This window comes from Cryobacterium sp. Y29 (genome assembly GCF_002929825.1).
In the GTDB taxonomy this organism is placed as follows: Bacteria; Actinomycetota; Actinomycetes; order Actinomycetales; family Microbacteriaceae; genus Cryobacterium.
Map to the genome: position 1 here is coordinate 120,867 of NZ_PJJN01000035.1, position 14,339 is coordinate 135,205.

The 14,339-nt window shown below is 60.8% G+C and carries 12 protein-coding genes; 6 read left to right on the forward strand and 6 right to left on the reverse strand.

The features are described 5' to 3' along the window. Positions 1–13 precede the first annotated feature (13 nt). Positions 14–2,503, reverse strand: a complete 2,490-nt coding sequence (locus CXY74_RS12115; protein ID WP_104200663.1) for a DNA topoisomerase (ATP-hydrolyzing) subunit A — start codon at positions 2,501–2,503, stop codon at positions 14–16. A gap of 123 nt (positions 2,504–2,626) precedes the next feature. Here CXY74_RS12115 and CXY74_RS12120 point away from each other — a divergent pair, with 123 nt between their 5' ends. After that, on the forward strand, positions 2,627–3,772 hold the full coding sequence (locus tag CXY74_RS12120) for an alkaline phosphatase family protein (RefSeq protein ID WP_233193365.1): 1,146 nt from the start codon (positions 2,627–2,629) through the stop codon (positions 3,770–3,772). A gap of 33 nt (positions 3,773–3,805) precedes the next feature. Here CXY74_RS12120 and CXY74_RS12125 read toward each other — a convergent pair whose 3' ends face one another. Continuing rightward, positions 3,806–4,399, reverse strand: a complete 594-nt coding sequence (locus CXY74_RS12125) for a DUF3043 domain-containing protein (protein WP_104200664.1) — start codon at positions 4,397–4,399, stop codon at positions 3,806–3,808. Positions 4,400–4,437: 38 nt separating this feature from the next. Between CXY74_RS12125 and CXY74_RS12130 the strand changes: the two genes are divergently transcribed. The 5 genes from CXY74_RS12130 to CXY74_RS12150 all read left to right on the forward strand — a co-directional run bounded on the left by CXY74_RS12130 (position 4,438) and on the right by CXY74_RS12150 (position 9,737). Further along, positions 4,438–5,913, forward strand: a complete 1,476-nt coding sequence (locus CXY74_RS12130) for a dipeptidase (protein WP_104200665.1) — start codon at positions 4,438–4,440, stop codon at positions 5,911–5,913. 147 nt (positions 5,914–6,060) lie between these two features. Next, positions 6,061–6,447, forward strand: coding sequence for an iron-sulfur cluster assembly accessory protein (locus CXY74_RS12135; RefSeq protein ID WP_104200666.1), 387 nt, complete (start codon positions 6,061–6,063; stop codon positions 6,445–6,447). A gap of 248 nt (positions 6,448–6,695) precedes the next feature. Further along, on the forward strand, positions 6,696–7,586 hold the full coding sequence (coxB, locus tag CXY74_RS12140; RefSeq protein ID WP_104200667.1) for a cytochrome c oxidase subunit II: 891 nt from the start codon (positions 6,696–6,698) through the stop codon (positions 7,584–7,586). 3 nt (positions 7,587–7,589) lie between these two features. Further along, positions 7,590–9,320: a cytochrome c oxidase subunit I gene (gene ctaD / locus CXY74_RS12145; protein WP_104200668.1), complete on the forward strand. Its 1,731-nt coding sequence runs from the start codon at positions 7,590–7,592 to the stop codon at positions 9,318–9,320. Next, a complete protein-coding gene (locus CXY74_RS12150; protein ID WP_104200669.1) occupies positions 9,321–9,737 on the forward strand; it encodes a cytochrome c oxidase subunit 4 in 417 nt (138 codons plus the stop codon). It abuts the gene before it with no gap. A 183-nt stretch (positions 9,738–9,920) separates the two neighbouring features. On the opposite strand, the gene CXY74_RS12155 is transcribed toward CXY74_RS12150, so the two are convergent. The 4 genes from CXY74_RS12155 to CXY74_RS12170 form a co-directional block, all read right to left on the reverse strand. Further along, complete coding sequence (locus CXY74_RS12155) at positions 9,921–10,244, reverse strand: hypothetical protein (protein WP_104200670.1); 324 nt, start codon at positions 10,242–10,244, stop codon at positions 9,921–9,923. A 518-nt stretch (positions 10,245–10,762) separates the two neighbouring features. Further along, complete coding sequence (locus CXY74_RS12160; RefSeq protein WP_104200671.1) at positions 10,763–11,584, reverse strand: methyltransferase domain-containing protein; 822 nt, start codon at positions 11,582–11,584, stop codon at positions 10,763–10,765. A gap of 25 nt (positions 11,585–11,609) precedes the next feature. Then, positions 11,610–13,259, reverse strand: coding sequence for a ubiquinol-cytochrome c reductase cytochrome b subunit (locus CXY74_RS12165; RefSeq protein ID WP_104200672.1), 1,650 nt, complete (start codon positions 13,257–13,259; stop codon positions 11,610–11,612). After that, a complete protein-coding gene (locus CXY74_RS12170) occupies positions 13,256–14,329 on the reverse strand; it encodes a ubiquinol-cytochrome c reductase iron-sulfur subunit (RefSeq protein ID WP_104200673.1) in 1,074 nt (357 codons plus the stop codon). The genes CXY74_RS12165 and CXY74_RS12170 overlap by 4 nt, the downstream gene beginning before the upstream one ends. Positions 14,330–14,339 lie beyond the last annotated feature (10 nt).

Sequence of the window (14,339 nt, forward strand, 5' to 3'; positions counted from 1 at the left end):
TGACCACGGAAGGCTAGATTTCGGCCCCGATGGCTCCAATGAGGGCGTCGAGCATGACCCCGGAGGCATCGCGGCGGGATCCAGACTCGGGCAAAGTGCGCGGCGTACCGTCCGGTGCGACGGCGCGGGCGGGGGAGCGGCCGACCCAGGCCACCGCGAGGGTGTCTTCGCCCTTGAGGAAGCGTTGGGCGCGCACGCCCCCGGTGGCGCGTCCCTTGGTCGGATATTCCGAGAAATCGCTCTGCTTCGCGCTGCCGGGGTCGGTGCCGGGCAACGTCTGACTGCTCGATGCCACCGTGGCTACCACGGCCGTGGTGACATCCTCGGTCGACAGGCTGGAGAAGAACACGACGGTTTCGCCCGGCGTCAGTTTAATTCCGGCCATGCCTCCGGCCGCTCGGCCCTGTGGGCGCACACCCGAGGCGTTGAAACGCAGCAGCTGCGCATCCGAAGAGATGAAGACCAGCTCGTCGTCCTCGGCGCCCTGCACGGCACCGACCACCTCGTCCTTCGGCTTGAGTGCGATGATCTCGAAGTCGGGTTTGTTGGCCCAGTCGCCAGGAGTGACCCGCTTGACGACTCCGTGCCGCGTACCGAGTGCGAGTGCCCGATCGGAGTCGAGCGAGACAATGGCCAACACATGTTCCTTCTTGTCGGGCAGTACGAGATACTCGCTGATCCGCACGCCGGCTGCTAACTGAATGGACGTCGGCGGCATCACCGGAAGGTCGACGGGGGAGAAGCGGATGAGCCGGCCCCGGTTGGTCACCGCGCCCACCTCGGTGCGGCTCGTTGTATCGAGCGTCGACAGCACGGCATCGTGCTTGCTGCGGCGCTGCGGCGGCTGGATCCGCGGAGGCACGGCGTCGTCGATCGCGACCAGATCTACACGGGCGACGCGCCCGGTCACGCTCAGGAACACCCGAGTGGGAATGTCCTGCACCTCGAGCACCGCAGCCTGGCGTTTAGCGGCCGCTGCCGACAAGCCAGCGATACTCGGCTTGGCCTCGGTCAGTACCGTGCGCCGCGGAGTGCCGAACTTTTCGGCGACAGCGCCGAGCTCCTCCGAGACGAGCGTGCGAATGGCCGCTTTCGACGACAGTAACTTCTCGAGTTTCGCGATCTCGGCGAGCAACTGGTCGCGTTCGGCTTCGAGTTCAATACGAGAAAACCTGGTCAAGCGCCGCAACCGCAGTTCGAGAATGTACTCAGCCTGGATCTGACTGAGGTCGAACACGTCGATCAGCTTGGCACGAGCCTGTTCGGCGTCGTCGCTGGCTCGAATCACCTGAATGACCTCGTCAATGTCGACAATCGCGACGAGCAGACCGAGCACGAGGTGCAGCCGTTCCCTGCGACGAGCCAGCCGGTACGCCGACCGCCTGGTGACGACCTCAATTCGGTGGTTCACGTAAACGTGCAGCAGTTCAAGCAACCCCAACGTCTGCGGGGCGCCGTTGACTAGGGCGACAGCGTTGATGTTGAAGGAATCTTCCAGCGGCGTGTACCGATAAAGCTGCTCGAGCACGGCGTCGGGGCTGAAGCCGGTTTTGATTCCGATGACCAGGCGTAATCCCTTGGTACGGTCGGTGAGGTCGGTCACGTCCGAGATGCCACTGAGCTTTTTAGAGTTGACGCCGTCCTTGATCTTTTCGATCACTTTTTCCGGGCCGACCAGATAGGGCAATTCGGTCACGACGAGTCCGGTCTTGCGGGCGCTGATCGCCTCTACTGAGACGCGGGCGCGGGTTTTGAAACTGCCGCGGCCGGTACTGTACGCATCCTTTATGCCGGCGAGGCCAACGATGGTTCCACCGGTCGGCAGGTCGGGTCCCGGCACGAATTCCATAACGTCGTCGAGAGTCGCGTTCGGGTGCGCCAGTAGGTGCCGGGCCGCCCCGACGACCTCGATCAGGTTGTGGGGGGCCATGTTCGTCGCCATGCCGACGGCGATGCCGCTGGTGCCGTTGACGAGGAGATTGGGATAAGCAGCCGGCAGCACGTCGGGCTGGGTGAGCTGGTTATCGTAATTCGGCACGAAATCGACGACGTCCTCGTCGAGATTTTCGGTCATTGCCAACGCTGGGGCCGCCAGGCGGGCCTCGGTGTAACGGGGAGCGGCCGGCCCGTCATCGAGGGAACCGAAGTTGCCATGCCCGTCGATGAGCGGAACGCGCAGTGAAAACGACTGGGCCATGCGCACAAGGGCGTCATAGATCGCGGTATCGCCGTGCGGGTGGAGCTTGCCCATCACTTCACCGACGACGCGGGCACTCTTCACGTGCCCTTTGTCGGGACGCAACCCCATTTCGCTCATCTGATACAAAATGCGCCGCTGCACGGGTTTGAGGCCATCCCTGGCGTCGGGCAGGGCCCGGGAGTAGATCACCGAGTACGCGTATTCGAGGAACGACCCCTGCATCTCCACCGACACATCGACGTCTTCGATGCGTTCGGTGCTGGCTGTGGTGGCGGCTAATGGGGTGCTGTCTGAGCGGCTCATTGAAAAATTCTGCTTCAATCGTGCGGCGGAAACCGATTGAATCGGTCACCACTGCACTACGTAGGAAGCGCTCTCTGGAGCGCTGGAGGGCCCGAGTTCATCCCTGTGAAAGAATAAGACTCGATGCCCACCATGCTACCGGCCCGCCAATTCAGTGCCCTGCGCCTTGCCGATGTTCTGACCAGTTCCCTCAGCGCCGTGTGCGCCCGGCCGAATGCACTGGCTTTACCCCCGGTACACAAGGCGATTGTGATTCTGGCCGATGGGCTCGGCGTCAGCTCGCTTCGGGCACGCGCTGGACACGCCCGATTCCTGTCTTCCCGGCTCAATAAATCGAGCATCATCGACGGTGTCTTCCCCGCCACGACGGTCGCGGGAATCGCGTCGCTCACGACCGGCGTGGAACCGGGCCAGCACGGGCTGGTCGGCTACCAAGTTCTGGACGAGGCCAACGACCGCGTGGTCAACCAGCTCACCGGGTGGGACGACGGCATGCAACCGGCCACCTGGCAGCGTGCCCGGACCGTCTTCGATCTGGCCAGTGATGAAAACGTGCCGAGTTTCGCGATCGGCCCGAAACGATTCGTGACCTCAGGCTTCACCCAGGCGGTGCTGCGAGGCGCCCAGTATGTACCCGCTGACTCTGTGGCCGATCGCTTCGCGGCCGCCCGCGGCATCCTCAACGACAACCCGACGGCTCTGATATACCTGTATGTGGCCGAGCTTGACGTGGCAGCGCACGCACACGGCTGGGAGTCCGATCGGTGGCTGGCCCAGCTCGAGACCCTCGACGCCGAAGTAACCCGCTTCGCTTCGACACTTCGTTCCGACGAGGGCCTGCTGCTCACCGCCGACCATGGTGTGATCGACGTTCCGAGCGTCAGACACGTGTTGTTCGACACCGAGCCCGCCCTCGTGACTGGCGTACGTCACGTCGCGGGGGACCCACGCTGTGTACAGCTCTACCTCGATCGCCACCAGTCGTCGGTGACCGCTGACACGCTGGCGGACGCCTGGCGTGCGTCTCAGGGGGACCGCGCCTGGGTCTATACGCGCTCTGAAGCCGTCGCGGCGGGCCTGTACGGACGCGTTGCCGACGAGGTCCTGCCGCGCATCGGAGATGTGCTCGTCGCCGCCCGCAAGTCGATCGCCTACTACGACTCCCGTCCAACCAACCAGAAAGCCCGCGGCATGATCGGGCAGCACGGTTCTCTCACCGATGAGGAAGTACGTGTGCCGCTGATCCGCGCGGGCGCCTTCGCGCGATAATGCGCCGAAGCCGCCCGTAAGCACGTTGCGAGATTAGACCGGGTACTGACGGCGCTTGACCTGCGGCTTGGGCAGACGCATCGGTCGAAGCTGCAGCGCACGCATGGCCGCATACCAGCGGATGCGTTCGGCCTTGTCAGAACCGAACTTGGCCTCGATCTTCTTGGTAAGCACAAAGCCGAGAACAACGCAGTCGACGACGGCGAAAATGAAAAATGCCCAGAGCGCAATCAGGGACACGCTGGCAACGCTGGGAATCGTGCTGAGCAGAATAACCAAGAACATGATCGGAATCATCAATTCACCGACACTGAACCGGGCATCGACATAGTCACGGACATAGCGCTTCTGCAGGCCACGTTCACGCAGCGGCAAGTACTTGTCGATGCCGGCCGCCATGCCAGCTCTGGCCACATCACGCGCAGCGCTCGACTGGGCGCGTGCCTGCTTGGCGGCGAGCTTGCGGTCATCCGGAACCAGCGGGCGTTTGTTCGCCGCCTCCTGCCTTTTGCGGGTCGGGGTCGCCTGACCCTTACCGGCGGTGTGCGAGAGACCCAGCCGCGCTGGGGTCTCGTCGGCGCTTTCAATCGACGGCTGGGCGTCGGGGTTTACGGGGTGCTTAGCCACATCAAATCCTTGCAATTGGGTGCCTTAAGATTACCGGTATGACGGGTAACCCACAGACAAATTCTTCTTCCACCGGCCGGGCGCCCGACGATGCCCGCGATTCAGCCGCCGATTCGGGTGCACGGGCCGGCCTTCGCACCGCGGTCGAACTAGGCCTCCCCAGCACGATCGCCGATCTGTGCGCGCTGGTGCGCATTCCATCCGTGTCCTGGGCAGCATTTGATCCTGCACACGTCGCCGCAAGTGCCGAAGCCGTCGCGGCGCTGGTGCGCGGGCTCGACGTCTTCGAGTCGGTCGATATCGTGCAGGCTGGCATTGGGCCGAGCAGCACCGGCAGCAACACGGAGCTAGGGCAGCCGGCGATATTGGCGTCGCGTGCAGCCCGCAATGGCCGGCCGACGGTTTTGCTCTATGCCCACCACGACGTACAGCCTCCGGGCAAGGACGAAGATTGGGAGTCCGATCCGTTTACGCCTACTGTGCGCGGAGACCGCCTGTACGGGCGAGGAGCTGCCGACGACAAGGCCGGCGTCATGGCCCACGTCGCGTCCATCCGCGCTCTCGTCGCGGCAGTCGGTCCCGATTTCGATCTGGGAATAGCGCTGTTTATCGAGGGCGAGGAGGAATTCGGCAGCCGCTCCTTTGCCACTTTCTTGGATGAGAACCGCGAGGCCCTGCGCGGAGACGTGATCGTCGTGGCCGATTCAAACAACTGGGACATCAACACGCCCGCCATCACGACGGCCCTTCGCGGTAATGTCACACTCCGGCTGACCGTGCGCACCCTCGCGCACGCCTCACACTCCGGCATGTTCGGCGGAGCAGTCCCCGATGCCATGCTCGCCACCATCAAGTTGCTCTCCACCCTTTATCACGAAGACGGTTCGGTGGCCGTCGCCGGCCTCACCAGCATCGATGTTCCCACCCCGGACTATTCCGAGGATCAGCTTCGGGCAGAAACTGGCCTACTGCCCGGCGTCAGCCCGATCGGCCACGGCTCTATCCTGAGTCGAATCTGGTCGCAGCCAGCTCTCACAGTGACGGGAATCGACGCACCGACCGTCGACAACGCCTCCAATACACTCACCCCTGCGGTGACAGTTCGGCTCAGCACGCGGATCGCCCCCGGGCAGTCCGCCGTGCACGCCGCCCGAGTGATCGAGACGCACCTTCAGGAAAACGCGCCGTTCGGCGCGGTTGTCGAAATCGACGACGTCGATACCGGCGAGCCCTTCCTCGTTGATACCAGCGGATGGGCTGTGACCGAGGTTCGTTCCGCCATGACGGATGCCTGGGGTGCTCCACCGGTCGACATCGGTGTCGGTGGGTCAATCCCGTTTATCGCCGATCTCGTGCGGGTGTTTCCGGCTGCCCAGATTCTCGTGACCGGAGTCGAAGACCCGGATTCCCGGGCGCACAGCCCGAATGAGTCTCTCCACCTGGGCGTCTTCAAACGCGCCGTGCTCAGTGAGGCTTTCCTGCTGGGCAGCCTGAATGACCGCACCGGCCACTGAGCAAACACCATGTCAGTAGACGACGATCAAAGGAATTCTGACAGCGTGGGAATGCTCCCGTCGACTTTATGGTTGACGGAGGTAGAATTTAAGACATCGCAATCTATGAGATCGCACCGTGCGTGACTGCGTAAACCGAGGAGAAGCATGACCGACACCATGACCGAAACAGTCAGCAGTGCTGACACCGCCCATGTCCCAGATGCTGCGCATGGCGTCGGACTCACCGATACGGCCGCGCTCAAGGTCCGCAGCCTGCTGACTCAGGAAGGACGCGAAGACCTTCGACTGCGCGTCGCCGTCCAGCCCGGCGGTTGCTCCGGCCTGATCTACCAGCTCTACTTCGACGAGCGCATGCTTGAGGGCGATGCCCTCGTTGAATTCGATGGTGTGGGCGTCGTCGTCGACAAGATGAGCGTCCCCTATCTCGATGGAGCCTCAATCAATTTCGAGGACACGATCGAGAAGCAGGGCTTCACCATCGACAACCCAAACGCTGGCGGCAGCTGCGCCTGTGGGGACTCTTTCCACTAACAGCAAGCGCTTCAGCGGGCGTTTGTCTCGGACTGATCGCGGGGACATCATCACTTCGATGATGTCCCCGCTTTTTTGCTCAAAATTCCCCGATTCACCCGAATTAGCACCATCCCGAGAAAGTCACGCGCACAAAACGTGTATGACCCGCCCCGGAGTGCACTTTGTGCGCGCTCTCGCGGAGTAAGCTAGAAACCGATCAAAGCGCTTCCACAGAAGCGTCCTCGAATCTCCCGAAAGGTCCCCCGGTGCGCAATAATCACCGCCGTCGTTGGGCTGCCATTCCGCTTGCAGCGACGTTAGCCGTTGTATTGGCAGGATGCACGCAAGCCCAGCTCCACGGTTTCCTGCCCGGTTTTGAAGAAGAGGGCGAAACGGCGGTGACCAATCACACCGACCGAATCGCGGGCCTATGGACCACTTCTTGGATCGTGCTTCTGATCGTAGGTCTCATCACGTGGGGTCTCATTATCTGGACGATCGTCGTGTATCGACGTCGGAAGGGCCAGACCGGCCTCCCGGTTCAGCTGCGGTACAATATGCCGATCGAGATCTTCTACACCGTCGTACCGCTCATCCTCGTCATCGGCTTCTTCGCCTTCACGGTGCGCGACCAAGTCGCCATCGAGGCTCGTTACGACAATCCCGACGTGACAATTGGAGTTCAAGCCAAGCAGTGGGCGTGGGACTTCAACTACGTTGACGAAAACGTCTACTCGCCCGGCATTCAGGGCCAGCTTGATCCCAACGGCGAAACCGGTGCGATCAATCAGTCGGAACTTCCCGTTCTGGTGCTTCCGGTCAATAACACCATTGAAATAGCACTCGAATCTCGCGACGTCATCCACTCCTTCTGGGTCATCGACTTCCTGTACAAGAAAGACATCATTCCGGACCGGACGAACTACATGTCGGTCACCCCGGAGCGCATCGGAACGTTCGCGGGCAAGTGTGCCGAGCTCTGCGGTGAATACCACTCCCTCATGCTCTTTAACGTCAAGGTCGTCTCGCAATCTGACTACGACACGTACATCGCGTCCCTGCGTACTGCGGGTAACGTCGGCCAACTCGACAACCAGTTCGACCGCAATCAGAATCAGCCGGGTACCAGTGCCCCGACGGCTCCGGAGGGCAACTAAGCCATGACTACGACCATCGCACCCCCCGGGTCACGCCCAGCCGCACCGGTCTCAACGTCGGCAGAGCGCAAGGGCAACGTGCTCGTCAGGTGGATAACTTCCACTGACCATAAGGTCATCGGGTACATGTACCTGATCACCTCCTTCATTTATTTCTGCCTCGGTGGCGTCATGGCACTCATTATTCGTGCCCAGCTGTTCGCTCCCGGTCTCGACGTGGTGCAGACGAAGGAACAGTACAACCAGCTCTTCACGATGCACGGCACGATCATGCTCCTGATGTTTGCAACGCCGCTCTTCTTCGGCTTTGCAAACTTCTTGATTCCCCTGCAAATCGGCGCTCCCGACGTTGCTTTCCCCAGGCTCAATGCTCTCGCGTACTGGTTCTTCAACTTCGGAAGCCTCATCGCCGTGGCCGGATTCCTCACCCCTCAGGGCGCGGCATCCTTTGGCTGGTTCGCCTATCAGCCGCTGGCCAGCACGACGTTCTCGCCCGGAGTTGGTGGGAATCTATGGATGGTCGGCCTCGGACTTTCCGGATTCGGCACCATTCTCGGATCCGTAAACTTCATCACGACCATCATCACCATGCGCGCTCCGGGCATGACGATGTGGCGGATGCCGGTGTTCACGTGGAACACCCTCATCACGTCTCTGCTCGCACTCATGGTTTTCCCGGTTCTTGCCGCTGCCATGCTTGCTGCCGCGTCCGACCGCATCTTCGGCTCGCACATCTACGACCCCGCAAATGGTGGCGCCATCCTCTGGCAACACTTGTTCTGGTTCTTCGGTCACCCCGAGGTGTACATCATCGCGCTGCCATTCTTCGGCATCGTCTCCGAGGTATTCCCTGTCTTCAGCCGCAAGCCGATGTTCGGCTACAAAACGCTCATTTATGCGACCATTTCGATCGCGGCCCTATCGGTATCGGTCTGGGCGCACCACATGTACGTCACCGGTTCGGTGCTGCTACCGTTCTTCTCGCTCATGACCATGCTTATCGCCGTGCCGACCGGGGTGAAGATCTTCAACTGGATCGGCACCATGTGGCGAGGATCGATCACCTTCGAAACACCCATGATCTGGGCCATCGGCTTTCTGGTTACGTTCACCTTTGGTGGACTCACGGGTGTCATCCTGGCATCGCCGCCGCTCGACTTCCACGTGTCGGACACGTACTTCGTCGTCGCGCACTTCCACTACGTGGTCTTCGGCACCGTGGTCTTTGCAATGTTCAGTGGGTTCTACTTCTGGTGGCCCAAGTGGACCGGCAAGATGCTCAACGAAAGCCTCGGAAAGTGGCACTTCTGGCTGCTCTTCATCGGTTTCCACACCACCTTCCTTATCCAGCACTGGCTCGGTGTCATGGGGATGCCTCGTCGATATGCGACGTACTCACCGGAAGACGGTTTCACCTGGATGAACCAAGTGTCTACCGTCGGTGCGATGGTCCTCGCCGTGTCGATGATTCCGTTCTTCCTGAACGTGTACATTACGGCGCGCAAGGCCCCGTTGGTAACCGTGAACGACCCGTGGGGCTACGGCTCATCACTGGAGTGGGCAACATCGTGCCCGCCCCCACGCCACAACTTCACGTCTATTCCTCGAATCCGCTCTGAGCGGCCGGCGTTCGACTTGAACCACCCAGAGGCCGGCTTACCCGTCGGTATCGGCCCAGGTAAGGATGCCCCCGACGCGTCGGTTTACGACATCGACTCGAATCGGGTTAAATAAATGAAAACCAATGCAAACCTGCTCTGGGTCCTCACCGTATTCTTCGTCATCGTGACGATTGTTTATATCGTGTGGAGCCTGTTGGACCACGGCGCGGTCGAGTGGGCGGGTACGTTCATGCTCGGCCTGACGGCTGTGCTCATGGCATTCGTCGCCTTCTACCTCGGTAAAGTACATGCAGCGCAAGGTGGTGAACTACCGGAAGACCGTCTCGATGGCAATATCGATGATGGTGATCCAGAGATGGGCTTCTTTAGCCCCTGGAGTTGGTGGCCCATTTTCCTGGCAGCATCAGCGGCCCTACTCTTCCTCGGTTTGGCCGTAGGCTATTGGATTTGCTTTATCGGTTTGGGTATAGGCCTCGTCGCCCTTACCGGCTGGGTTTACGAGTACTACCGAGGTATGTTCGCTCGCTGAGCCCACGACACATTCGATACCGATCTTCTTCAGAGAAGGTCGGTATCGTCGTTTAACGTGTCGGTAGCATCATGTCACGCTCGCATCCGGTGCCGGGGGACAGGCGTGACGCTCGGTCTCGCGATCCTTGACGGGCGCAAGGCCGGGTATCCGAGGCTTCTTTCCGCCGCAGGCGACACGCCGTTACGGATGTCGGCTCGGTCGCTTAGTGCGGAGTGTGGCGGTCAATTCTGCACGGAGACCGGGTTGTGTCTGCACGTACAGCTTGCTGTAGACGGTCTCGTGTGACACGTGCAGGTGCTCGTCGTCTGAAAGCTCCGACAGCCGCCGTCGGAAGATCTGCTGCGGAAACCCGCAGACGTTGAGCCGGTATCCACTCGCGTCGCCAATGCACAATACTGCTCGCCAAACGGTGGAAATGGGCCCGCCCACTTCGGCGGCGATCGGCACCAGCGCCCGATCTTCGGCAAGACCGCGCGAGATGCTCTCGCGCTGATCGAGCGACACACGCAATGCCTATTGTGGCCCGTCACCCGTGGCCGCGTCCCGACCGGCTACGTGAGCCACAGACAGGCAGTCGACCTGGACATACAGGTCAGTGCTGCGGACTGTCTCAGTACTGCACCCGACGCCCGCGCCGTGAAGATCGCCATCCGTTGCTCCGGTGGCAGTGGTATCCGTTCCATTTTCACTCCTCCTACCAAGCGTGCTGGGACGCCGCGCGGCCACACCGAAGCAGTGACCGCTTGCAACTCCTGGCGACACCGGCCCTATTTTCCGTCGGCGTTAACAGACCTCGATGCTGCGGACCGCCTCGTGACCAACCCGCGACGTCGCACCCGAGACGGCAGCATAGTCACCATAAAGCCGGTAGAGCCGGTAGAGCCGGTAATAACTCATCACCGCTTGTGCTTCACCGGATACGTCGACGTATTCCTAATGTGGTATCCACTCACTTCAATCGACGAACCGGGCGATGACGCCCACGCGCAGCACAAGTGGAGTCCACAAGAGTCAATATTTTCTCAGCGTCGCCGAAAGCCAAATATATCGAACGCGACCGTGACGATTCGATCCATCCCCGCCGGGTCCACTCCGGCAGGGCCCACGTGGTGCGCGGATGGACCCATGCCGATGAGTGAAGTCACCTCCGAAGGCGTCAGCTTCACAGTACGGCCGAGCTGTTCGTGCATCTGGAGAGTGAACCAGGGTGCGAGACTAGCCGTCAAATGAGCAGCCTTGTCAGCTTGCATTTCTACAGCGAGGCCCGCCTCGCGTAGCTCTTGCAGATGGTTCGGTTGTGGAACGACGACCAGCAACAAGCCATCCGCTCGGAGCACGCGGGCGAATTCGGCGGCATTACGCGGAGCAAAAATGTTAAGAATGATATCCGCGGCGCCATCGCGCACAGGGAGCGGCGACCACACATCCGCCACCAGCCCCTCAACGCGATCGTGCGACCGAACAGTCCGACCCACGGCAATGGGAGAGAGGTCCATTCCCAGCGCCCGTATATCGTCTCCTGAAGGCAAGGCTGCCCCAAGATAGTAACCCGTACCGCAGCCCACATCGAGGATGTATTTGGGCGCCTCACCGGCCACGATGTCGCGGATGGCGTCACGAAGTGGTGAATACCACCCGACGACGAGAAACTTATCTCGGGCGTCCAGCATGGCCGCGCTATCGCCAATGAATTTGCGCGGCCCGGCAAGCAGGTTGACAAAGCCGCGCCTGTTCACGTCGAAGGAATGCCCAGTGTCACACCCCAGCAGAAGCTCGCCGCTGCGATGTAACGGCAGAAAACAGTTCGGGCACCGAAGCCACTCCGATAACGTCTGGAGTGACATCGATGCCCGTTCTGCTGGGTGTGGTCTACTTATCAGTGATTTCTGCAGGGTGATCGCCGTGTGCCCGACTCAGTTCCGTCTGCGTGACCGGAGTGATCCGGTCCTCGAAGAACCAGCGGGACAGGCCGGCACGTACCTTCTCGACCGGCCCGATCTTGCCCTGGGCATTGGGTCGCAGCATAAGCGGCTTGAAGTCGCTGTAACTGACCAGCTTCCAGCGCTCGTACTCATCAACGGGCTGGTGCACCTCGACGAACTCGCCGCCGGGAAGGCGAACGATCCGACCCGATTCATAACCGTGCAGCACGATTTCCCGGTCCTTCTTCTGCAAAGCCAGGCAGACCCGCTTGGTGATAAAGAAGGCGAGGAACGGGCCGAGCAACGTGGTCACCTGGAGCGTGTGGATGACACCTTCCATAGTGAGGTGGAAGTGCGTCGCCATAATGTCTGACGAGGCTGCTGACCAGAGCGACGCGTAGAACGTCACACCAGCGGCGCCGATAGCGGTGCGGGTTGGAGCGTTGCGCGGACGGTCGAGAACGTGGTGTTCCCGCTTGTCCCCGGTGATCCACGCTTCAATGAAGGGGTAGACCATAACGGTCACGATGAACAGACCCACCACAATCAGTACGACCATGATGTTGAGCGAGTAGGTGTGGTTGAGCCAGACAAACTCCCAACCGCTCGGAATCAAACGCATGGCGCCGTCGGCGAAGCCGATGTACCAGTCGGGCTGGGTTCCCGCCGACACCGGTGAAGGGTCGTACGGTCCGTAATTCCAAATCGGGTTGATCGTGAACAGCGACGCGATGAGCATGACGACACCGAAAACGATGAAGAAGAACCCACCAGCCTTGGCGGCGTACACCGGGAGGACCGGGTAACCGACCACGTTCTGGTTGGTGTGCCCAGCTGCCGGGTACTGCGTGTGCTTGTGCACGACGACGAACAGAAGGTGCATGGCAATCAACGCGACAATGATGGCCGGTAACAACAAGATGTGCAGCGAGTACAGCCGACCAACGATGTCAGTGCCGGGGAATTCTCCACCGAAGAGCAAGAATGAGACCCAGGTTCCCACAACCGGGATGCCCTTGATCAGCCCATCGATGATCCGCAGGCCGTTACCGGAGAGCAAATCGTCGGGGAGAGAGTAGCCGGTGAAACCTTCGGCCATGGCCAGGATGAAGAGGATGAAACCGATCACCCAGTTGAGCTCCCGCGGTTTGCGGAACGCACCCGTGAAGTAGATGCGCAGCATGTGCAACCCGATGGCTGCGACGAAGAGCAGCGCTGCCCAGTGGTGGACCTGACGCATAAGAAGGCCACCGCGAATGTCAAACGAGATGTCCATTGTGGACGACATTGCAACGGACATCGGGATGCCCTTGAGTGGGGCATACGAACCGTCATAGACGACTTCGGCCATCGATGCCTGGTAAAAGAATGTCAGGAACGATCCCGATAGCAGGATTATGACAAAGCTATACAGCGCCACTTCTCCCAGGAGGAACGACCAGTGGTCAGGGAAAATCTTGCGGCCGAGTTCTTTGACTGCGCCCGAAATGCTCGTTCGTTCGTCAATGTAGTTGGCCGCGGAGGCGGTGAAACCACCAGACTTCTTTGCCCCGACGGCTTGGTCATCAGCGGACTCGCGGGTGGTTATCGTTGTCATGCTCGCTCCCAGAAACTCGGGCCGACTGGTTCAGTAAAATCGCTCTGCGCGATTAGGTAGCCCTCAGCGTCCACGGCGATCGGGAGCTGCGGTAGTGCCCGTTTGGCCGGTCCGAAGATGACCTTGCAGTGGTTCTCAACGTCAAACTGCGACTGGTGGCACGGGCAAAGCAGGTGGTGCGTTTGCTGTTCATAAAGTGCGACCGGGCAGCCAACGTGGGTGCAGATCTTAGAGTATGCAACGATCCCATCATACGACCAAGACTTTCGGTCTTCCTGCTCGACTAGGTCACTTGGATCCATTCGAATAAGCAGAACAGCGGCTTTGGCTTTCTCTTCCAAACGACCGTGGCCCATTTCGGACAGGCCCTCGGGAATGACGTGGAACGACGATCCGAGCGTGACGTCTGCTGCTCTGATGGGGGTTCCACTCGGGTCCATCGTGAGACGGACGCCTTTTTTCCACAGGGTCTCGTGGAGCAGGGCTACCGGGTCTTGGTCCATCGGGCCAAGGCCACGAAACAAGACGACGGCCGGCAGCGGAAAGACGACGAGGGCGCCGATCAGGCTGTTCCGAATGAGCGTACGGCGGCCGAAGCCTGATTCCTCGTTAGCCTGCTGGAAGATCTCGACGGCGCGGGCACGAACAGGTTCGGTTCCCCGAACGGGATGGCGTTCGTCAACACCCTCGTGATCGCTCATAAGGGCCTTGCCCCAGTGCACGGCTCCGATACCGATCGCCATCAGGGCGAGAGTGAGGCCGAGTCCGATGAAAAGATTGTTCAGTCGTACAGATCCGGGATCCTCGGCAACGATCGGAAAGGCCATGTATGCGGCGATCGCGAAAACACTACCCACGATGGACACGTAAAACAGCGTGTAGACGGTGCGCTCAGCCTTGCGTTCTTCCTTGGAATCAAGATCGGTGATACGCGGGCGGTGCGGCGGGAACCCTGGATTGACCAAGGCATCCCGTGTAACGACGGCTGTGCTTGCGGCGGATGTCGCGAGCTGCGCGCCAGGCGAGTCGGCGGCGGTTACGTCTTCCGCGCCGTTATCGTCCTTGGCCATTGTTCTCCTT